The sequence below is a fragment of the Pseudomonas sp. genome, assembly GCF_032058845.1.
Classification (GTDB): Bacteria; Pseudomonadota; Gammaproteobacteria; order Pseudomonadales; family Pseudomonadaceae; genus Aquipseudomonas.
On the sequence record NZ_DAMCCR010000082.1, the window covers coordinates 1 to 19,206 of the forward strand.

Genomic DNA, 19,206 nt, shown 5'->3' on the forward strand with positions numbered 1-19,206 from the left:
CAGCACGTAGATGCTGCGCCAGCCGCCCAGTTCGGCGCTCAGCCCTGCGGCGGTGCGGGCCAGAAGAATGCCCAGCAGCAGGCCGCTCATCAGCGTGCCGACCGTGCGCCCCCGCTGCGCCGGATCGCTGAGCGCCGCGCCCATTGGCACCAGCACCTGCGCCACCACCGAGAACAGCCCGGTCAGCGCCGTGCCGACGATCAGCCATGCCAGGCTTGGCGCGCAGGCGCTGATGATCAATCCCAGGGTGGCAATGACCATCATGATCACGATCAGCCGCCGCTGCTCGAACAGGTCGCCCAAAGGTGCCAGTAACAGCAGGCCAACGCCGTAGCTGAGCTGGGCGGTCACCACGATGCTGCCGGCGCTCACCGTGCTCAGGCCGAACTGTTCGGCAATGCTGTGCAGCAGTGGTTGGGCGTAGTAGTTGCTGGCCACGGCCAAGCCGATGGCGGTGGCCATCAGCAGGATCAGGGCTCGACTGGGGTGGGCGCTGGTCATCGCAGGTCTCGGGCAGATGGAAGGAAATACGGATCAGGGCGGCCGGGAGCGATCAGTTGACGTTGATCATCAGCAGGTTTCCGACGCGATCAGGAGGTGTTGGTCATTGCACGTCTCTGGGAGTACACAGTGAACGAGCTTGCATGGGGCGGTTGGGATCAGCAGACGTCGGTTACCAGCAGGCTCTGCGCTGGCAGCGTCACCTCGTCGTCGATGCGCTTGCCCAGCAGTTGCTGGCCCAGCGGTGAGCGTGGGGTGATCACGGTGATCAGTTCATCGCCATGGCCGACCTTGAGGCCTGCGGCGTCGGGGCCGAGAAAAACGCGCTGTACCACGCCTTGCGCTGATTCCAGCTCGATCAGATGACTGATCTGAATGCCGCGCTGCGGGTCATAGGCGCGCAACTGCAACTGGCGATAGGTGAGCAACGCCTGGCGAATCTCGGCGCCCCGTCGGGCCTGGCCGGTCGCCAGGTATGAGGCCTCCAGGCCCAGGGTGTCGTACTTGTTTTCGGCGATGTTTTCTTCGGCGGTCGCCGTTTCGTAGGCGGTCTGGGCGGCAAGGCGCAACGCCTCGGCATCAGCCTCCAGGGCGGTGATGATGCGGGCCAGCAGGGCAGGTTTATCCATGGTCAGTTGCAAAATTCCAGTACGTGGGCCTGACTGCTGGCCGTCGGTGCGGTGCGGTCCTGTTGCAGCCAGAACTGGCACTTCGGGTTGTCGAGGTTACGTGGGTTGGCCGCCGCCGCCTCGCTGTTCTGCCGCGTTTGCTGGCGCTGCACGTTCTGCTCATAGCGCTCGAACATCACCTGCTGCGCGTCTTGCGCGGCAGGTGCGATGGCTGGCGGGGGCTGCACGGCCTGCACCAGCGGTGCCATCTGCTGCGGCCAGAGCTGCAGGGCCAGCCAGGCGGTGGCACCGATGGCAATGGCGCCCAGCCACAGGCCCAAGGCCAGGCAGAGCGTGAACTGCACGGGAGTGAGGGTGATGCTCAGCGCGCGGTCGCGGGTCATGCCAGGCTCCTGATCGGGGCAGAGGGATGGGCATTGTCGCATGCAGATGAAGGATTTTTCAGTGCTGCGCTATCGTGCCAGCGGGTTTGCCCGCAAAATCAGACGTTTTTCGCACGCTGAATGGAGTGGATGTGAACGCCACCTGGGACATTTTCTGCACGGTCGTCGACAACTACGGCGACATCGGCGTGACCTGGCGCCTGGCCCGGCAATTGGCTCAGGAGCACGACCTGGCCGTGCGGTTGTGGGTGGACGATCTGTCGGCCTTCGTGCGTTTGTGTCCTCAAGCGCAGGTGCAGGCTGCGGCGCAATACCAGGAGGGTGTGCACGTGCTGCAGTGGTCATCGCCCTGGTGTGAGGTGGCGCCGGGCGATGTGGTGATCGGTGCCTTTGGTTGCAGCCTGCCGCAAGCCTACGTCGAAGCACTGCGTACCCGCGCCACCCCTGCGCTGTGGCTGAACCTCGAGTACCTGAGCGCTGAAGACTGGGTCGATGGCTGCCACGGCCTGGCTTCACCGCAGCCCAACGGCCTGCGCCGCTGGTTCTTCTTCCCCGGTTTCACCGAGCGTACGGGCGGCCTGCTGCGCGAGGCGTCACTGCTGGCGCGGCGCGCGGCATTTGCCGCCGATGCCTCGGCACGCCAGCAGTTTCTCCAGGCGCTGGGTGTGCGCCCCGCCGCCGATGCCCGGCTGATCTCGCTGTTCGCCTATGAAAATCCTCAGCTCGGCGCCTGGCTGGGCGCCATGGCCGAAGGCTCGCAGGCCTGTCATGTGCTGGTGCCGGAAGGGCGCATCGTTGCCGGCCTGCGCGCCTGGTTGAACGAACCCGGACTGGCCGTGAGCGATGTCCGCCAGCGCGGCAACCTGACCGTGCAGGTGCTGCCGTTCGTCAGCCAGGACGACTACGACCGCCTGCTCTGGTGCTGCGACTTCAACGCAGTGCGCGGCGAAGATTCTTTCGTGCGGGCGCAATGGGCAGGGGGCGTATTGCTCTGGCACATCTATGTGCAGGAAGAGAACGCCCACTGGGAAAAGCTCGAAGCGTTTCTGACCCGCTACTGCCAGGGCCTGACCCCTGCAGCGAGCGAAGCCCTGCGTGGCCTGTGGTGCGCGTGGAACATGAATCAGGACATGGCTGCCGCCTGGCGAGCGCTGCAACCCCACTGGCAAACGCTGGGTCAGCACGCCGAATGCTGGCGCGCAGCACAGGCCGTTCAGCCAGACCTCGCCACGGCGCTGGTGCAGTTTTATCGAAATTGGATATGATACGCGGCCCTGATTTTTATAAATCCCCCAGATTCGGATACTGCGTAATGAAAACTGGTAAAGAACTGAAACCCGGCACCGTCCTGCGGATCGACAACGACCCGTGGCTCGTGCAGAAAGCCGAGTTCACCAAGTCGGGTCGCAACAGCGCGATCATGAAGACCAAAATGAAGAACCTGCTGACTGGCTACAAGACCGAAGTGGTCTACTTCGCCGACGACAAGCTGGATGACGTGATCCTCGATCGCAAGGAAGCCACGCTGTCGTTCATCAGCGGTGACTCGTACACCTTCATGGACACCACCGACTACACCATGTACGAGCTGAACGCCGAGGATATCGAAGCCGTTCTGCCGTTCATCGAAGAAGGCATGGAAGACGTCTGCGAAGCCGTGTTCTTCGAAGACCGTCTGGTGTCGGTCGAGCTGCCGACCACCATCGTGCGTCGTGTCGACTACACCGAAGGCTCTGCCCGTGGCGACACCTCTGGCAAGGTGATGAAGCCCGCTCGCCTGGCCAACGGCACCGAGCTGTCGGTCGCTGACTTCATCGAGATCGACGAACTGATCGAAATCGATACCCGCGACGGTACCTACAAAGGCCGCGCGAAGAAGTAATACAGCTTGCGTAGCACCCAAACCCGGCTTCGACCGTAATACTGTTCATTTAAGCTGAATTGATTCATTTGGGGCTGCTTCGCAGCCCATCGCGGCTGAAGCCGCTCCTACAAGTTATGTATATCCTGTGGGAGCGGCTTCAGCCGCGATGGGCCGCGAGGCGACTCCAGTCGCTAATTGAACCGCATTGTGGCTTCGGCCGGGTTTTTCGTGGGCGTCGTTCAGAGTTTCTTCTGCAGGCTGGCGCGGATTTCCACGAGCTCGGCCTGCAAGGCCTGCAAGCGCTCGGCCGTCCGTCCACTGGCTGCAGTAATCGACTGCGGCATGCATTGCGCCTCGGTGCGCAGCATCTGGCCTTTGTCGGTCAACTGCACGATCACCACGCGCTCATCATCGCGGCTGCGGGTGCGCTTGAGCAGCCCTTCGCTTTCCAGGCGCTTGAGCAGGGGCGTCAGTGAGCCGGGGTCGGTGAGCAGCCGGTGGCTGATCTCGCCAACGGTCAACCCGTCCTGTTCCCATAGCACGAGCATCGCCAGGTACTGCGGGTAGGTCAGCCCCAGTTTCTGCAGCAGGGGCTTGTAGACCTTGGTCATCATCAGCGAGGTGGAGTGCAGGGCGAAGCAGACCTGATTGTCCAATAGCAACTCATCTCGGGGGGCTTTGGTGTTGGCGTTCATGCAAGTCCTTGAAAGCGAGATGGAGAAATGGGGCAGCGAGCAGTCATCCGCTGGTTACCAGTGCAGCTCATGACGCGAGACCAACTGTTAGCGCGGCAGCGGAATGAATCGGCCTATGAAATATCGAGCCGTGGGAGGGTGCGAAGGTTCGTTTCAAATTTACGACTGGTTGGATAAACATGCTGATCCGGCCTGTTCAACGACTTTCCGGCCCGATCACGCCTGCTTGACGATCCATTAGAGTGTTGCGAAAGGTTTCTCAAAGAGCCATGGCTGTTAGCATGGCCGCCTGAGAAACGGGGTGGATGAGGCGGATGTTCGAAGTGGCGATGTATCTGGTACTGGGCGCGGCGCTCGGTACCGTGGGGGGCTTGTTCGGGATTGGTGGCGGCTTGATCGCCATTCCGGCATTGGGCGTGCTGTTCGGGCTCGACCAGCAGATGGCGCAGGGTACGGCGCTGGTCATGGTGGTGCCGAACGTGCTGCTGGCACTGTGGCGCTATCACCAGCGCAACCGGATCGAGTTGCGCCATGCGTTACCGCTTGCGCTGTGCAGCTTCCTGTTCGCCTGGCTCGGTTCGATCTGGGCGGTGGGCATCGACGCGCACGCCATGCGCCTGGGCTTCGTCGGTTTTCTGCTGGTGCTGATGGTCTGGAACGCGATACGCCTGTTCCTGCCGGTGGCTAAACCCAGCGCCGAGTTGCGCTACGGCTGGCCTTGGCTGGGGGTGTTAGGCAGCTTCGCCGGGGCGATGGGTGGCTTGTTCGGGGTGGGCGGGGCGGTGGTGGCCACGCCGATCCTGACCAGCGTGTTCGGTACAACGCAAGTGGTAGCGCAGGGGTTGTCGCTGTCGCTGGCGGCGCCCAGTACCTTTGTGACCCTGGTGACCTACGCATTGCATGACAGCGTTGCCTGGACTGTGGCCCTGCCCATGGCCGCGGGCGGTCTGCTCAGCATCAGCTGGGGCGTGAAGCTGGCTCACGCCTTGCCCGAGAACGTACTGCGCGGGATGTTCTGCGGGTTCCTGCTGGTGTGCGCGGTGCTGCTGGTGCTGGAGGTCTGAAGGGCGCCTGTACTGCTGTTCAGCTGAGGCAACGCCGCTTCGCCCTACAGAGCAAGCGGCGTTTTCTGTTGGTTGAAAATCCCTGCGCGGGTCGAGTTGCGCCGTGCCCGTCATGCGCTGTGCTGAAGCAGCAGGAAACGCTGCCCTGGCCCGGTATCACTTACCGACCCAGCGCTCAGCGCCGAACGTCTTTCAACGTCTGCGCAATCAGAAACGCCAGCTCCAGCGACTGATCGGCGTTGAGCCGCGGGTCGCAGTGGGTGTGGTAGCGGTCAGACAACGCATCCTCGGTGACCGGCCGCGCACCACCGATGCATTCGGTGACGTTCTGCCCGGTCATCTCGATGTGAATGCCGCCGGCATAACTGCCCTCGGCCTGGTGCACCTGGAAGAACTGCTTCACCTCATCGAGGATCTGCGCGAAGTCGCGGGTCTTGTAGCCGGTGCTGGCCTTGATGGTGTTGCCATGCATCGGGTCGCAGCTCCACAGCACCTTGCGCCCTTCGCCCTCGACCTTGCGGATCAGCCCTGGCAAGTGGTCGCCCACCTTGCCGGCGCCCATGCGCGCAATCAGGTTGAGACGGCCCGGGTCATTGCTGGGGTTGAGGATGTCGATCAGGCGGATCAGGTCGTCGGGGTTCATGCTCGGGCCGACTTTCACCCCGATCGGGTTGTGCACGCCGCGCAGGAATTCCACGTGGGCGCCATCGAGCTGACGGGTGCGGTCGCCGATCCACAGCATGTGTGCCGAGCAGTCATAGTGATCGCCGGTCAGGCTGTCCTGGCGCACGAACGCTTGTTCGTAGTTCAGCAGCAGCGCCTCATGGGCGGTGAAGAAGCTGGTTTCGCGCAGCTGCGGTGCGCTGTCCAGGCCGCACGCACGCATGAAGGCGAGGGTTTCGTCGATGCGGTCGGCAAGCTGATGGTACTTGGTCGCTACAGGTGCGTTGGCGATGAAGTCCAGGTTCCACTTGTGGACCTGGTGCAGGTCGGCGAAGCCCCCTTGAGCAAAGGCGCGCAGCAGGTTGAGGCTTGCCGTGGACTGGTTGTAGGCCTGCAGCAGGCGCTCAGGGTCAGGCACGCGGCTGGCCGGGTCGAAACCGATGCCGTTGACGATGTCGCCGCGGTAGGCGGGCAGGGTGACCTGACCGATGGTTTCATCGTTGGTCGAGCGCGGCTTGGCGAACTGGCCTGCCATGCGACCGACCTTCACCACCGGGCAGCCGGCGGCGAAGGTCATGACGATTGCCATCTGCAGCAGCACCTTGAAGGTGTCGCGGATCTTGCTGGCGCTGAACTCGGCGAAGCTCTCGGCGCAATCGCCCCCCTGCAGCAAAAAGGCCCGACCCTCGGTGACCTCGGCGAACTGGCGGCGCAACTCGCGTGCTTCGCCCGCGAACACCAGGGGCGGGTAGCTGGCCAGGCGCTGCTCGACCTTGGCCAGGTGCGCGGCGTCGGGGTAGGTGGGTTGCTGCTGGATCGGCAGGGCGCGCCAGCTTTCGGGGCTCCAGGGTTGGGTCATCACGGGCTCTATCAAGGTCAGGGGAGGGCTGGCGGTCATCCTATCAGGTGGGCGCGCGCTTGTTGCAGTGCCGGCATTCACGGAGAATCGCGGTTTTGCCCGGACGAGCAGGAGCTGGCATGACTACCGAGCGTAATGAGCGGCTACTGGCCCGGGTTGAAGATGCCTACGGCGTCATCAGCGTCTATGAAGTGGACGAGTACCGTTTTCTCGAGTTCGGCGATGCCATCGAACAGAGCTGCACCTTCACCGCCGATCCAAGCTGGCTGGAGTACGACTACACCCGCGCCATGCTGGTCGGCGCGCTCTGCCACCCCGCGCCCGACAGCGCGCTGTTCCTCGGGCTGGGTGCCGGCACGCTGACCCAGGCCTGTCTGAAGTTCCTGCCGCTGGAAGACGTCGAAGCCATCGAGCTGCGCCAGGATGTCCCGCGCCTGGCCATGGAGCACCTGGGCCTGGAAGACGACCCACGTCTTTATGTGCGCATCGGTGATGCGCTCGAGCTGCTGCCAAGCGCCGAGAAGACAGACGTGCTGTTCGTCGATCTGTACACCGACACGGGGCCTGGGGTGGGCCATCTGGCCTGGCGCTTTCTCGAAGACTGCCAGCGCCAGCTCAACCCCGGTGGCTGGCTGGTGATCAACCAGTGGGCCACCGACGATGGCAAGCCGCTCGGTGCGGCTTTGCTGCGCGGCCTGTATCACCGGCATTACTGGGAGCTGCCGGTGAGCGAGGGTAACGTCATCCTGCTGGTGCCGGCTGACCTGGACCAGCACCTGGATGTCGACGGCCTCAAGGCCCGCGCCGACGCGCTGGCGCCGCGGTTGGGCTATAGCCTGGAGCGCTTGATCCAGGCGATTCGGCCGGCAAGTTGAGGGCTCGGGTTGGGGGCGGTCGTTGCCGGAGCATGCCATCCAGGCGGGCGTATGCGATCTGCAGGAGCGGCCGGTCCGGCGTTCCGGTTAGTCGCGATGGCCGGCGCAGCCGGCAGGATCCAGGCGGCGCTTAGCCCAACCGATTCAGCTGGCGTCGCTGCTGAGGCTGGACTGAGCGTTCATGGTGAAAATTTTCCTCACTGTGATTGCCTGTTTCGGGTATAGTACGCGCCGGTCTTTTAGCGGGCCGCAAATCAGGTGGTGCAAATCCCCCGAGTGCAGCTTCGGTTGTACGTCCGCTAGGTGGACCCTCTCACACGTTCCTTTTTCAATCGTTTTCGCAAATCCCCGCCGCCAGAGCTGCCTGGGTGACCTTCCGGTCTTTCAAGGCATGTGCAGCTTTGGAGCATGGGTCTTTGCGGATGCACTCTAGAGGCAGACCCATGACCCAGGAAACCGGCGGATTCGCCGCTCTCGAACTTCACCCGAACATCGTTGCTGCTGTTGTCGCGACCGGCTATGAAGAGCCGTCCGCTATTCAGCAGCAGTCGATTCCGATCATCCTTGCCGGTCACGACATGATCGGCCAGGCGCAGACGGGCACCGGTAAAACCGCTGCTTTCGCACTGCCGGTCCTCAATCGCATCGATGTGAGCAAGCGCGAACCGCAAGCCCTGATCCTTGCGCCAACCCGCGAGTTGGCGCTGCAAGTCGCCACGGCCTTCGAAACCTACGCCAAGCAGATGCCTGGCGTTAACGTGGTAGCTGTTTATGGTGGCGCCCCGATGGGCCCGCAGCTGAAGGCCATTCGCAATGGCGCACAAATCGTCGTCGCCACGCCAGGTCGTCTGTGCGACCACCTGCGCCGCGACGAAAAAGTCCTGTCCACCGTGAAGTTCCTGGTGCTGGACGAAGCCGACGAGATGCTCAAGCTCGGCTTCATGGATGACCTGGAAGTCATCTTCGACGCCATTCCCGAAACCCGCCAGACCGTCCTGTTCTCGGCCACGCTGCCGTCGTCGATCCGCTCGATCGCCGAACGTCACCTGCGTGATCCGAAACACGTCAAGATCCAGACCAAGACCCAGACCGTCACCGCCATCGACCAGGCTCACCTGATGGTGCATGCCGACCAGAAGATCGCGGCTGTGCTGCGTCTGCTGGAAGTCGAAGAGTTCGACGCGCTGATCGCTTTCGTGCGCACCAAGCAAGCCACCCTCGACCTGGCCTCGGCCCTGGAAGCCAAAGGCTACAAGGCCGCCGCGCTGAACGGTGACATTGCCCAGAACCAGCGTGAGCGCGTGATCGAATCGCTCAAGGATGGTCGCCTCGACATCGTCGTTGCAACTGACGTCGCTGCCCGTGGCCTGGACGTACCGCGCATCACCCACGTGTTCAACGTCGACATGCCGTACGACCCTGAGTCCTACGTGCACCGTATCGGTCGTACTGGCCGTGCCGGTCGCGAAGGTCGCGCACTGCTGCTGGTCACTCCGCGTGAGCGCCGCATGCTGCAGCTGATCGAGCGCGTCACCGGGCAGAAGGTCGCCGAGGCACGCCTCCCAGGTGCTCAAGCAGTACTCGACGCGCGCATCAAGAAATTGACCGCGAGCCTGGCACCGCTGGTTGCCGAAGCAGAAGCCAGCCATGGCGAACTGCTCGACCGCCTGACCGCTGACCTGGGTTGCACCCCGCGTGCTCTGGCGTCGGCCCTGCTGCGCAAAGCGACCAACGGCCAGGCGCTGAGCCTGGAATCGGTAGAGCGCGAACAGCCTCTGGTGCCGACCGGCGGTGCTCCGCGTGAGCGCTCCGAGCGTAGCGGTGAGCGTTCCGAGCGCAGCGGTGCAGACCGTGAGCGTCGCGCGCCCATGCCTCTGGGCGAAGGCCGCGTGCGCTGCCGTACCGCGCTGGGTGCCCGCGATGGCATCGCGGCCAAGAACCTGTTGGGCGCCATCCTCAATGAAGGCGGCCTGGCCCGTGATGCGATCGGTCGTATTCAGGTGCGCGACAGCTTCAGTCTGGTCGAGCTGCCGGAAGAGGGCCTGGAGCGTCTGCTGACCAAGCTCAAGGACACCCGCGTGGCCGGCAAGCAGCTGAAGCTGCGTCGCTACCGCGAAGATTGATCCTGGCGTTGTTGTAGAAAATCCCCGGCCCGGTGCCGGGGATTTTTTTTGCGTGTCGTTAAGGAAGGCGCTTTGCCCGCGTGCATGGCAGGCATGTGTCTGGGGTAAGCTTTCCCGCTCACTCTTCAACAGGACACAACCATGGAGCCGGCGTTCTGGCATCAACGGTGGGCAGCGCAACAGATCGGTTTTCATCAGGCACAGGTCAATCCCTATTTGCGCAAAGCCTGGCCTGAACTGGGCCTGGCGGCGGGCAGCCAGGTACTGGTGCCATTGTGCGGCAAGAGCCTCGACCTGCTCTGGCTGGCCGAGCAGGGGCATCGGGTACTGGGCGTCGAACTGTCGCGCGAGGCGGTGGCGGCGTTTTTCGAGGCCCATCGGCTGACGCCCGTGGTCGAGCAGCGCGGTGCGTTCGACCTGTGGCGGGCAGAAGCGATCGAGCTCTGGTGTGGCGATTTCTTCGCCCTGACGCAGAGCGATCTGCACGGGTGCGTGGGTTTCTATGACCGCGCCGCCCTGATCGCCTTGCCGCCGCCGATGCGACAGGCCTACTTCTCGCTCCTGAGCCGTGTGCTGCCCGCGCCTGTCCAGGGCCTGCTGGTGACGCTGGAGTATGATCAGGCGCTGATCGACGGGCCGCCGTTCAGCGTGCAGGAGGCTGAGGTGCGCCAGGGGTTCGCCGGCTGGCAGGTGGCTGAACTCGAGCAGCACGAGATCGCACAGGACAGCCCGCGCTTCGTGGCTGCCGGCGTCCGGACCCTGCTTGAGCGGGTGTATCGGCTCACGCGCTGAGGGCCATCAGCGAGGCACAAAAAAGGGCGACCGCAGTCGCCCTCTGTATTGCTGCCAGTTTCAGCCGCGCTGACGCAGCGCATCGATGCGCTCTTCAAGCGGCGGGTGGCTCATCAGCAGGCCAGCCAGGCCCTGCTTGAGGCCGCCATTGATACCGAATGCCTTGAGCGTGTCGGGCATGTGCACCGGCATGCCTTGCTCCGAACGCAGGCGCTGCAGGGCATTGATCATCGCCCCGGTGCCGGCCAGGCGTGCGCCGGCTTCATCGGCGCGGTATTCCCGACGACGCGAGAACCACATCACGATCATGCTGGCCAGAATGCCCAGCACCAGCTCGGCCACGATGGTCGCCACGTAGTAGGCGATGCCGCGGCCTTCTTCGTTCTTGAAGATCACCTTGTCGACGAAGTTGCCGATGATGCGCGCGAAGAACATCACGAAGGTGTTCACCACACCCTGCACCAGCGCCAGGGTCACCATGTCGCCATTGGCCACGTGGCCGATTTCGTGGGCCAGCACGGCCCGTACTTCATCGGGCGAGAAACGTTCCAGCAGGCCCTGCGACACCGCCACCAGCGCGTCGTTGCGGTTCCAGCCGGTGGCAAAGGCGTTGGCCTCGTAGGCAGGGAAGATGCCGACCTCGGGCATCTTGATCCCGGCATCGCGTGCCAGCTCCTCGACGGTTTGCAGCAGCCACTGCTCATGACGGGTGCGCGGCTGGGTGATGATCTGGGTGCCCGTGCTCATCTTCGCCATCCACTTGGAAATGAACAGCGAGACGAGGGAGCCGGCGAAACCGAACACGGCGCAGAAGACCAGCAGGCTACCCAGGTCGAGGTCGACCCCGTTGGCGGCCATGAACCCGTTGAAGCCGAACAGGCTCAGGGTAATGCTTGCAACCAGCACCACCGCGAGGTTGGTGGCTACAAACAACAAGATGCGCATCATGGTTGTCACGTTCTCCTGACGGGTGAAAGAGGTGCGTACTGCGGGGGTATATAAGGGGGAGAGCGGTCGGATTCAACCGGCCGACTATTTCAAACTGTGTAGGCGAAGTATGACAGAGGCGTCTGAAACACCTGTGCGATAGAGCGTTGCAGGATGTAAGAGACTTCTGAAGCCTGGTGACGAGCAACGAGGGCAAGCGGCAGGCGGCCGCATGAGGCTCAGCTCATGGGCTGCCTGTGGCGTGTTCTACTGCGAATAGCCTTTGAGGAAATTGCCGATGCGCCCGATGGCCTGCTCCAGGTCATCCACCCGTGGCAGCGTCACCACGCGGAAGTGATCAGGCCACGGCCAGTTGAAGGCGGTGCCCTGAACGATCAGCAGTTTTTCCGACAGCAGCAGGTCGAGGGCAAAGCGCTCATCGTTGACGATCGGGCAGACTTTCGGATCGATGCGCGGGAAGGCATACAGTGCGCCCATCGGCTTGACGCAGCTGACCCCAGGAATGTCGTTGAGCAGTTCGTAGGCGCGGTTGCGTTGCTCGAGCAGACGGCCCGGCGGCAGGATCAGGTCATTGATGCTTTGATAGCCGCCCAGCGCGGTCTGGATCGCGTGCTGGGCCGGCACGTTGGCACACAGGCGCATGTTCGCCAGCATGTCGATGCCTTCGATGTAGCTCTGCGCGTTGTGCTTGGGCCCGGAGATGATCAGCCAGCCCGAGCGGAACCCTGCGATGCGATACGACTTCGACAAACCGTTGAAGGTCAGGCACAGCAGGTCGGGTGCGAGTGCTGCGGTGCTGATGTGCACGGCCTCGTCGTAGAGGATCTTGTCGTAGATTTCATCGGAGAACACCACCAGGTTGTGCTGGCGGGCCAGCTCCAGCATGCCCAGCAACAGCTCGCGCGAATACACTGCGCCCGTGGGGTTGTTCGGGTTGATGATCACCAGTGCCTTGGTGTTGGAGGTGATCTTGGAGCGGATGTCGTCCAGGTCAGGGAACCAATCGGCCTGCTCGTCGCACAAATAGTGCACGGGATTGCCCCCTGCGAGACTGACCGCAGCAGTCCACAGCGGATAATCCGGTGCCGGGATCAGCACTTCGTCGCCGTTGTTCAGCAGCGCTTGCATGGACATGACGATCAGCTCGGACACGCCGTTGCCCAGGTAGATGTCTTCGATGCCAACGCCTTCGATCTGCTTCTGCTGGCAATACTGCATGACCGCCTTGCGTGCGCTGAACAGGCCCTTGGAGTCGCTGTAGCCCTGCGCAGTCGGCAAGTTGCGGATGACGTCCTGGAGGATCTCGTCCGGCGCCTCGAAACCAAAGGGCGCCGGGTTGCCGATGTTCAGCTTGAGGATGCGATGGCCTTCCTCTTCCAGGCGCTTGGCGTGCTTGAGCACAGGGCCACGAATGTCATAGCAGACATTGGCGAGCTTGTTCGATTTGCTGAACTGCATGGTGTGATCCCGGTTGAGAAGTCGCTGCGCCCGGCGCGGTGAAAGATTGGAGAGAGGCAGGGCGCATGCCAGACTGGCTGGCCAGATAAGCCCACTAATATACGTGTCACCGGCGCTATAAATAAAGACAGCGCACGGTGAAATTCAGCCTGCCGAGGTTCCTATGCAAAAGATTGATAAAACCCTGGAAGAGTGGAAACAGATGCTCGATCCGGCCCATTACCAGGTGTGTCGACTCAAGGGCACCGAGCGGCCGTTCACCGGCAAGTACAACGACGAGAAGCGCGACGGCATCTACCGCTGCATCTGCTGCGATCTGGAGGTGTTCGACTCGGCCGCCAAGTTCGACTCCGGCTGTGGCTGGCCCAGCTTCTACCAGCCCATCAACGACGCCGCGATGATCGAGATTCGCGACACCAGCCACGGCATGATCCGTACCGAGGTCACCTGCGCGCGCTGTGATGCGCACCTGGGCCACGTGTTTCCCGATGGCCCGGCGCCGACCGGCCTGCGCTACTGCATCAACTCGGTGTGCCTCGATTTCACGCCGCGCGACTGAACGGAGCCGATCATGGCCGACGCACTTCTCGACATCTCCTGCCTGACCCTGACCGGCGAGCATAAACGCCTGGGTGATTTCCCAGGCAAAGCCCTGCTGGTGGTCAATACCGCCAGCCAGTGCGGCTTTACCCCGCAGTACGCCGGCCTTGAGCAGCTCTGGCAGCAATACCGTGACCGCGGGCTGGTGGTGCTGGGCTTTCCCTGCAACCAGTTCGGCCATCAGGAGCCGGGCGATACCTTGGCCATCTCGCAGTTCTGCGAGCGCAACTTCGGGGTGAGCTTCCCGTTGTTTCGCAAGGTCGATGTCAATGGCGAGCTCGCCCACCCGCTGTTTCGCGAGCTGAAACAGCGCGCGCCGGGTCTGATGGGCACCGAGCGGATCAAGTGGAACTTCACCAAGTTCCTGGTCGATACGGCCAGTGGTCAGGTCACGCGCTACGCGCCGACGACCAAGCCCAAGGCACTGGAAGCCGACATCGACCGCCTGGTCAGTCGCTGAGCGGGAGCCAGCGCTCGATCAGCGCCTGCAGTTGCTCACGGCGAAAGGGTTTTGCCAGGTAGTCGTCCATGCCCGCTGCGCGGCAGCGCTCGCGCTCCTCGGGCATGGCGTTGGCCGTCAGGGCCACCACCGCAAGCCCTGGCCAGCAAGCCCGCTGGCGAATCAGGCGAGTGGCCTCGTAACCGTCCATGACCGGCATGTTGCAGTCCATCAGCACCACGTCGAACGGTTGCGTCTCCAGCCGTTCCAGGGCTTCGGCACCATTGCCCGCTACCTGTACCCGATAGCCGAGCTTGGCCAGCATGCCTCTGGCCACCAGTTGGTTCACCGGGTTGTCTTCGACCAGCAGAATACGCGCCCCTTGGGCCTGCGAGGGGCCTGTCAGCGGGTCGGCGACGGCGCTCGGCAAGGCCCCTTGCAGCGCCCGGCGCAACGTTTCATGCAAGGTGCCGCGTGCCAGCGGCCGGCCCAGCTGGTGAAGCGGTGCCAGCTGCTGGGCCTGCTCGACCGACAGAAAGCGGCCGTAGGCACTGATCAGCAGAATTGGCGTCGACAGCGCCGGGCGCAGTTGCTCCAGCGCTTCGAGGTCGTCGGTGATCAGTAGATCCATGGCTTCGTTGTCGAGGCTTCGCGGGGTGTCATGGCGCTGGTAATGCAGCCCCCAGCTTGGCAGCTGCGTCTGCAGCAGCTCGCTCAGCCCGCTGCCTGCGCGGCTCAGGGCATGTACCCGGCCGCACAGCGGTGGCCACTCGATCGTGCGGCTGTTGCCCAGCAGCGGCAGGTCGGCGGTGAAGGTGCTGCCAAAGCCGACCTGTGACTGCACGCGCAAGTGCCCGCGCATGGCACTGCACAGGTTTTGCGCCAGGGCCAGGCCCAGACCGGTGCCGCCGTATTGCCGCGTGATGCCGGCGCCCGCCTGGATGAACGGCTGAAAGATGCGCGCCTGGGCGTCGTCGGGGATGCCGATGCCGGTGTCGCGTACCTGCACCTGCACGCCACCGACGATCGGCACCAAGCGTACATCGACACGTCCAAAGCGGGTGAACTTGAGCGCGTTGGACAGCAGATTGCTGAGCACCTGGCGTACCCGGGTCGGGTCGCCGAGCACGGTGGCCGGCATCTCGGGCGCGATCAGGCACGTGAGTTCGACGCTGGCTGCAGCGTTCTGCGACAGCAGGCTGGCGGTGTCTTCGACCATGGTCGCCACATCGAAGCCGATGCGTTCGAGCTGCAGCTGCCCGGCATCGAACTTGGACAGGTCGAGAATATCGTTGAGCAGCCCCACCAGCACCTTGCCTGAGTCGTGCGCAATCGACAGCTGCTGGTGTTGCTCAGGGTTGAGTGCGCTGTCGAGGGTCAGGCCGATCATGCCCAGCAGGCCATTGAGCGGGGTGCGGATCTCATGGCTCATGTTGGCCAGAAACGCTGCGCGCGCCTGGGCCATGTCCAGCGCGCGGCCACGTGCTTCTTCGAGCTCATGGTTGGTGTGGCTGAGGCGATCGTGGCTGGCCTTGAGCGCCTTGGTGCGCGCTGAAACGATGTCTTCGAGTTCGTTCAGGTACTGGGTCAGGCGGTTTTCGGCGTTACGGCGCTGCTCGATCTCGGTGGCCATGCTGACGAACTGCAGATTGGCGACTTTCACCAGCACGCCGATCTCGTCGCGCTCATGGCCGGCGGGGCAGTTCAGGCGGGTCTGGCGCCCGCTGCTCAGGGCGCTGATGACCGTGACCAGCGGCTTGGTCAGCATCAGGTAGAACAGTGCCAGGAGCAGGCCGGTGAGTATCAGGCTGCGGGTGAAGCCGGTGAGCAGGGTCAGCCCGGCGCGGTCGAGAAAGCGGTTGCTGAAGGCGTAGGTGTCGACGTCCAGGTACAGCACGCCGAGGTATTCATCGGGCATTTGAGCGAGGAACAGGCGGTCCTGGAACTGGCGCTGCTCGCCGAACAGGAAGTCCGACAAGGCGCGGAACCGGCGCTCTTCCCTGGGTCGCTGACTGTCGGCGAGCACGGTGTCATTGTTGTCGATCAGCCGCGCGCGAATGATGGCAGGTGAGCGCAGCAGCCCGCCGGTGAGTTCCTCGCCCAGTTCCGCGTCAATGTTGTAGGCGATGCGTGAAGCGGTGTCGTGGCTGATTTGCAGCACGGTTTGCAGTTCGCGGTTGATGGACGCGTCTTCGCTGGCATAATCGATGCCGATCTGCACAACGCTGAGCAAGGTTCCCAGCATGAACCCCACCAGCACGGTGAGCTTGGCCTGTTTATACGACAGGCGATTGGTGAACTTGATATCCATGGGCCCCGAGCCGGTGTACCTCCATTGCGCAGCGCTAGCATAGCCCAAGCGCAATGGCAGCTGTGTGCTGTGCGCGCCCGCCGCGTTGAGCTCACCCCATTTTCCCGTCAGGAGCCCTCATGGACGCTCGCATGAACGCTTTTCTCGACCGCGCCGAATCGGTGCTGGCGCGGCTCGACCCGCTACTGCCTGTCGTGCGCCCGCACGTCGACTGGACCACCACCCTGGCTGCGCGCTGGCAGCGCGACGGTCGCAGCGGCTACCTGCTGCCGCTCCAGGTGAGCCTGGACATGCGCCTGTCCGACCTGATCGGCGTCGACCGGCAGTGCGAGCAGCTGGGGCGCAACACCCGGCAATTCATCCACGGCCTGCCCGCCAACCACGCCTTGCTCTGGGGCTCGCGCGGCACCGGCAAGTCGTCGCTGGTGCGCGCGCTGCTGGCCGAGCACGCGGGTGCCGGATTGCGCCTGATCGAGATCGAGCGCGATCACCTGGCCGACTTGCCGCGTGTGGTCGAACAACTGCAAGCGCTGACGCAGCGCTTCATTCTGTTCTGCGACGACCTGTCGTTCGAAGCCGGGGAGGGCGATTACCGGGTACTCAAGAGCGTGCTCGACGGCTCGCTCGAGCAAGCGCCTGACAACGTGCTGCTGTACGCCACGTCCAATCGCCGCCACCTGGTGCCGGAAAAGGAAAGCGATAACGAAAACTGGCAGCGCGTAGACGGCGAGCTGCACCCCAGCGAGGCAGTTGAAGACAAGATCGCCCTGTCTGACCGCTTTGGCCTGTGGTTGTCGTTCTACCCCTTCACCCAGGAGCACTACCTCGATGTGGTCGAGCACTGGATCGGCCAACTGGCCGCCGCTGCCGGCCTGCAATGGCAGCGTGATGAAGCGCTGGATATCCTCGCCGTGCGCTGGGCCACTGGCCGCGGCAATCGTAATGGCCGTTGTGCCTACCAGTTCGCCCGTTACTGGGTCGGGCTGCAATTGTTGGAGCAAGACTGAATGATCGACCTCAATGCCAGAGGCCAAGGCCTCGACGGCTACGACCTGCTGGCCGCGCAAGTGCAGGCACTGTTCGCCGATGAGCGCGACTTCATCGCCAATGCGGCGCAGTTCTCGGCGTTCCTCTACCACCAGGTCGATGACCTGAACTGGGCCGGTTTCTACCTCAACCGCAACGAAGAGCTGGTGCTCGGGCCTTTTCAGGGCCAGGTGGCGTGCGTGCGGATTCCATTTGCCCGAGGCGTTTGCGGGGCTGCCGCGCGCACGCGCCAGACACAGCGCGTCGAAGACGTACATGCCTTTCCCGGGCACATCGCCTGCGATAGCGCCTCGAACAGTGAAGTAGTGATTCCGCTGATGAAGGAGGGCAGGTTGATCGGCGTGCTGGATCTGGACAGCCCGACGGTCGGGCGTTTCAGTGAGGCGGATCAGGCGGGGTTGGAGCGTTTGGCGGCGGTGTTTCTGTCGTTGACCGACTGTTGATTCCTGAAAGGCCGGCTGCGCTGGCCTGGTTCAGCCGCCACCGGCCAACCTGACCTGACGGAGTCGCAGCCATAGTGGCTGCGACCACATTGCAGCGGGCCGGCGCGCATCAGTCGTACATCGACTTCTTCTTCCAGGTCTCTTCCTCGTCGGTCCTGAGGCCTTCATTGAGTTCGTTGTCCGCGTCCTCGGTCGGCTCCATCTGGTCCAGCACCTGCGCGTCGGCGCGTGCCAGCAGTTTTTCCAGGTACAGCCGCTGTTCCTCATACTGCTTGGGCTCAGCCTGCTTCTTCAGGTACTGCACGCCACGCTCGAATGCCAGGCGTGCCTGACCAGGCTGCTGCTGTTGCAGCGCACGCTGGCCCAGATTGTTGAAGAACTCGATGTGCAACAACACCAGGATGTGGTGGACTTCCTTTATCCAGTGCTTGCTTTCGACGTTCTGCAAAAAGCCCTCGGCAGTGGCGCGCACCACCTGGTTATGCAGGACTTCCAGCAGAAAGCGCACATCCTTGGCCTTGGCTTCAGTCAGGATCGGCGCCGGTGGATTATTGACCGGGATGTCCTCGCCCTTGGCGATCAAGGCTTCCAGCTCGGCGATCCGCGCCTGGTAACGCGGGTTCTTGCGCTCGACCCCCAGCAGGCGCTGATTGAGGTTGAGCTCCAGACGCGTCATCAACAGTTTGAGCGGCGCATTGATCAACTGGCTGGGAAAGGTCTCGTTGAGCGTTTCACAGCGTTTGAGTCGCTCGCTGAGCTCCAGCTTGTTGCGTGCGCGTTCGACCTTGTTGTTCTCCACGGCATTGTTTAGGTAGCCGATCACGATCAGCAGCGTGATCCCGGCCACGACGAGCAGGGTGATCAGAAGTGGAGTCACCGTTGTTGCCTCTATATAGGAAGGTCTACCCGCGGAGTCTAGAGGCTCCGAAGGCAGTGGAACAGTGCAGACGGATCGGCAGGCTGACGCGTACTGGCACAGTGGCATGAGCTTGCCGAGGTGGTGCCATAAAAGCAACGCCAAGGCTGCGAGCGGAGGTTCAGCGTGTCGGTGAACGACCCGAAGTCATTGATTTAAATAAATTTCTACAAAGGTATTGACGGGATACCGCTCGCTCCCTAGAATGCGCGCCACTTGCAGCGTAAAGCACACAGCCAGCCGTTGCAGGAAGTGAAAGCCAGCATTCAAATGCTAGCAGCGTGTCCCCTTCGTCTAGTGGCCTAGGACACCGCCCTTTCACGGCGGTAACAGGGGTTCGAGTCCCCTAGGGGACGCCATTGCGGGAATAGCTCAGTTGGTAGAGCACGACCTTGCCAAGGTCGGGGTCGCGAGTTCGAGTCTCGTTTCCCGCTCCAGTTTCTCCGGCAGCGCTCTAAGGGCGAGGCAGGAAAAGAAAATCCAGGTCGAATCGTGAGGTTCAGGTTTGGTGCGCTGAAAGTCTTGTACTGACAGTGTTGTGTGTCCCCTTCGTCTAGTGGCCTAGGACACCGCCCTTTCACGGCGGTAACAGGGGT

General features: G+C 63.1%; 18 protein-coding genes, 2 tRNA genes and 1 pseudogene. 12 read left to right on the forward strand and 9 right to left on the reverse strand.

Annotated features, from left to right (window positions below):
• The 3 genes from RT028_RS15155 to RT028_RS15165 form a co-directional block, all read right to left on the reverse strand.
• The coding region (locus RT028_RS15155) for an MFS transporter (protein WP_312935937.1) at nt 1–501 on the reverse strand (501 nt) is incomplete at its 3' end.
• Nucleotides 502–659: 158 nt separating this feature from the next.
• Nucleotides 660–1,130: a transcription elongation factor GreAB gene (locus RT028_RS15160; protein ID WP_312935938.1), complete on the reverse strand. Its 471-nt coding sequence runs from the start codon at nt 1,128–1,130 to the stop codon at nt 660–662.
• A gap of 2 nt (nt 1,131–1,132) precedes the next feature.
• A complete protein-coding gene (locus tag RT028_RS15165; RefSeq protein ID WP_312935939.1) occupies nt 1,133–1,513 on the reverse strand; it encodes a hypothetical protein in 381 nt (126 codons plus the stop codon).
• A 131-nt stretch (nt 1,514–1,644) separates the two neighbouring features.
• Between RT028_RS15165 and earP the strand changes: the two genes are divergently transcribed.
• A complete protein-coding gene (gene earP / locus RT028_RS15170) occupies nt 1,645–2,778 on the forward strand; it encodes an elongation factor P maturation arginine rhamnosyltransferase EarP (protein WP_312935940.1) in 1,134 nt (377 codons plus the stop codon).
• Nucleotides 2,779–2,825: 47 nt separating this feature from the next.
• Nucleotides 2,826–3,395, forward strand: a complete 570-nt coding sequence (locus RT028_RS15175; protein WP_312935941.1) for an elongation factor P — start codon at nt 2,826–2,828, stop codon at nt 3,393–3,395.
• A gap of 221 nt (nt 3,396–3,616) precedes the next feature.
• Here the strand turns inward: RT028_RS15175 and RT028_RS15180 are convergent, their stop codons facing one another.
• Nucleotides 3,617–4,072, reverse strand: a complete 456-nt coding sequence (locus RT028_RS15180) for a MarR family transcriptional regulator (protein WP_312935942.1) — start codon at nt 4,070–4,072, stop codon at nt 3,617–3,619.
• Nucleotides 4,073–4,386: 314 nt separating this feature from the next.
• On the opposite strand from RT028_RS15180, the gene RT028_RS15185 reads away from it, so the two are divergent.
• On the forward strand, nt 4,387–5,136 hold the full coding sequence (locus tag RT028_RS15185; protein ID WP_312935943.1) for a sulfite exporter TauE/SafE family protein: 750 nt from the start codon (nt 4,387–4,389) through the stop codon (nt 5,134–5,136).
• Nucleotides 5,137–5,311: 175 nt separating this feature from the next.
• On the opposite strand, the gene RT028_RS15190 is transcribed toward RT028_RS15185, so the two are convergent.
• Entirely contained in the window at nt 5,312–6,658 is a 1,347-nt protein-coding gene (locus RT028_RS15190) for a class II 3-deoxy-7-phosphoheptulonate synthase (protein WP_312935944.1), read from the reverse strand.
• Between the two features lie 119 nt (nt 6,659–6,777).
• Here RT028_RS15190 and RT028_RS15195 point away from each other — a divergent pair, with 119 nt between their 5' ends.
• The 3 genes and pseudogenes from RT028_RS15195 to RT028_RS15205 all read left to right on the forward strand — a co-directional run bounded on the left by RT028_RS15195 (nt 6,778) and on the right by RT028_RS15205 (nt 10,448).
• Nucleotides 6,778–7,533 (forward strand): spermidine synthase, encoded by a 756-nt coding sequence (locus tag RT028_RS15195; RefSeq protein ID WP_312935945.1) that lies wholly within the window; start codon nt 6,778–6,780, stop codon nt 7,531–7,533.
• Between the two features lie 408 nt (nt 7,534–7,941).
• Nucleotides 7,942–9,656: pseudogene (locus RT028_RS15200) on the forward strand (DEAD/DEAH box helicase).
• A 141-nt stretch (nt 9,657–9,797) separates the two neighbouring features.
• Nucleotides 9,798–10,448, forward strand: a complete 651-nt coding sequence (locus tag RT028_RS15205) for a thiopurine S-methyltransferase (RefSeq protein WP_312935946.1) — start codon at nt 9,798–9,800, stop codon at nt 10,446–10,448.
• A 60-nt stretch (nt 10,449–10,508) separates the two neighbouring features.
• Here RT028_RS15205 and htpX read toward each other — a convergent pair whose 3' ends face one another.
• Entirely contained in the window at nt 10,509–11,396 is an 888-nt protein-coding gene (gene htpX, locus RT028_RS15210) for a protease HtpX (RefSeq protein ID WP_312935947.1), read from the reverse strand.
• Nucleotides 11,397–11,642: 246 nt separating this feature from the next.
• Nucleotides 11,643–12,854, reverse strand: coding sequence for a pyridoxal phosphate-dependent aminotransferase (locus tag RT028_RS15215; protein ID WP_312935948.1), 1,212 nt, complete (start codon nt 12,852–12,854; stop codon nt 11,643–11,645).
• 163 nt (nt 12,855–13,017) lie between these two features.
• Here RT028_RS15215 and msrB point away from each other — a divergent pair, with 163 nt between their 5' ends.
• Nucleotides 13,018–13,413 carry a peptide-methionine (R)-S-oxide reductase MsrB gene (gene msrB / locus RT028_RS15220; protein ID WP_312935949.1) on the forward strand — a complete coding sequence of 132 codons (396 nt, stop codon included), beginning with the start codon at nt 13,018–13,020 and terminating at the stop codon, nt 13,411–13,413.
• Nucleotides 13,414–13,425: 12 nt separating this feature from the next.
• Nucleotides 13,426–13,914, forward strand: a complete 489-nt coding sequence (locus tag RT028_RS15225) for a glutathione peroxidase (protein WP_312935950.1) — start codon at nt 13,426–13,428, stop codon at nt 13,912–13,914.
• On the opposite strand, the gene RT028_RS15230 is transcribed toward RT028_RS15225, so the two are convergent.
• Nucleotides 13,904–16,204: a response regulator gene (locus RT028_RS15230; RefSeq protein ID WP_312935951.1), complete on the reverse strand. Its 2,301-nt coding sequence runs from the start codon at nt 16,202–16,204 to the stop codon at nt 13,904–13,906. The genes RT028_RS15225 and RT028_RS15230 overlap by 11 nt on opposite strands.
• A 119-nt stretch (nt 16,205–16,323) precedes the next feature.
• Between RT028_RS15230 and RT028_RS15235 the strand changes: the two genes are divergently transcribed.
• Together RT028_RS15235 and RT028_RS15240 are read left to right on the forward strand one after the other, a co-directional pair.
• Nucleotides 16,324–17,211 carry an ATP-binding protein gene (locus RT028_RS15235; protein ID WP_312935952.1) on the forward strand — a complete coding sequence of 296 codons (888 nt, stop codon included), beginning with the start codon at nt 16,324–16,326 and terminating at the stop codon, nt 17,209–17,211.
• Nucleotides 17,212–17,694 (forward strand): GAF domain-containing protein, encoded by a 483-nt coding sequence (locus RT028_RS15240; RefSeq protein WP_312935953.1) that lies wholly within the window; start codon nt 17,212–17,214, stop codon nt 17,692–17,694. It begins immediately after the preceding gene.
• A gap of 109 nt (nt 17,695–17,803) precedes the next feature.
• On the opposite strand, the gene RT028_RS15245 is transcribed toward RT028_RS15240, so the two are convergent.
• The gene (locus tag RT028_RS15245; protein WP_312935954.1) at nt 17,804–18,571 is read right to left on the reverse strand and encodes a hypothetical protein; all 768 of its coding nucleotides are present in this window, start codon (nt 18,569–18,571) and stop codon (nt 17,804–17,806) included.
• Nucleotides 18,572–18,893: 322 nt separating this feature from the next.
• On the opposite strand from RT028_RS15245, the gene RT028_RS15250 reads away from it, so the two are divergent.
• Nucleotides 18,894–18,969, forward strand: a tRNA-Glu gene (locus RT028_RS15250).
• Nucleotides 18,970–18,971: 2 nt separating this feature from the next.
• Nucleotides 18,972–19,047, forward strand: a tRNA-Gly gene (locus RT028_RS15255).
• Nucleotides 19,048–19,206: the final 159 nt, after the last annotated feature.

What these genes read in the sequence shown, in the direction of transcription:
- RT028_RS15160 (WP_312935938.1), bottom strand. Translation starts at nt 1,130, where the DNA reads ATGGATAAACCTGCCCTGCTGGCCCGCATCATCACCGCCCTGGAGGCT.
- RT028_RS15165 (WP_312935939.1), bottom strand. Translation starts at nt 1,513, where the DNA reads ATGACCCGCGACCGCGCGCTGAGCATCACCCTCACTCCCGTGCAGTTC.
- RT028_RS15175 (WP_312935941.1), top strand. Translation starts at nt 2,826, where the DNA reads ATGAAAACTGGTAAAGAACTGAAACCCGGCACCGTCCTGCGGATCGAC.
- RT028_RS15180 (WP_312935942.1), bottom strand. Translation starts at nt 4,072, where the DNA reads ATGAACGCCAACACCAAAGCCCCCCGAGATGAGTTGCTATTGGACAAT.
- RT028_RS15185 (WP_312935943.1), top strand. Translation starts at nt 4,387, where the DNA reads ATGTTCGAAGTGGCGATGTATCTGGTACTGGGCGCGGCGCTCGGTACC.
- RT028_RS15190 (WP_312935944.1), bottom strand. Translation starts at nt 6,658, where the DNA reads ATGACCCAACCCTGGAGCCCCGAAAGCTGGCGCGCCCTGCCGATCCAG.
- RT028_RS15195 (WP_312935945.1), top strand. Translation starts at nt 6,778, where the DNA reads ATGACTACCGAGCGTAATGAGCGGCTACTGGCCCGGGTTGAAGATGCC.
- RT028_RS15205 (WP_312935946.1), top strand. Translation starts at nt 9,798, where the DNA reads ATGGAGCCGGCGTTCTGGCATCAACGGTGGGCAGCGCAACAGATCGGT.
- htpX (WP_312935947.1), bottom strand. Translation starts at nt 11,396, where the DNA reads ATGATGCGCATCTTGTTGTTTGTAGCCACCAACCTCGCGGTGGTGCTG.
- RT028_RS15215 (WP_312935948.1), bottom strand. Translation starts at nt 12,854, where the DNA reads ATGCAGTTCAGCAAATCGAACAAGCTCGCCAATGTCTGCTATGACATT.
- msrB (WP_312935949.1), top strand. Translation starts at nt 13,018, where the DNA reads ATGCAAAAGATTGATAAAACCCTGGAAGAGTGGAAACAGATGCTCGAT.
- RT028_RS15225 (WP_312935950.1), top strand. Translation starts at nt 13,426, where the DNA reads ATGGCCGACGCACTTCTCGACATCTCCTGCCTGACCCTGACCGGCGAG.
- RT028_RS15230 (WP_312935951.1), bottom strand. Translation starts at nt 16,204, where the DNA reads ATGGATATCAAGTTCACCAATCGCCTGTCGTATAAACAGGCCAAGCTC.
- RT028_RS15235 (WP_312935952.1), top strand. Translation starts at nt 16,324, where the DNA reads ATGGACGCTCGCATGAACGCTTTTCTCGACCGCGCCGAATCGGTGCTG.
- RT028_RS15240 (WP_312935953.1), top strand. Translation starts at nt 17,212, where the DNA reads ATGATCGACCTCAATGCCAGAGGCCAAGGCCTCGACGGCTACGACCTG.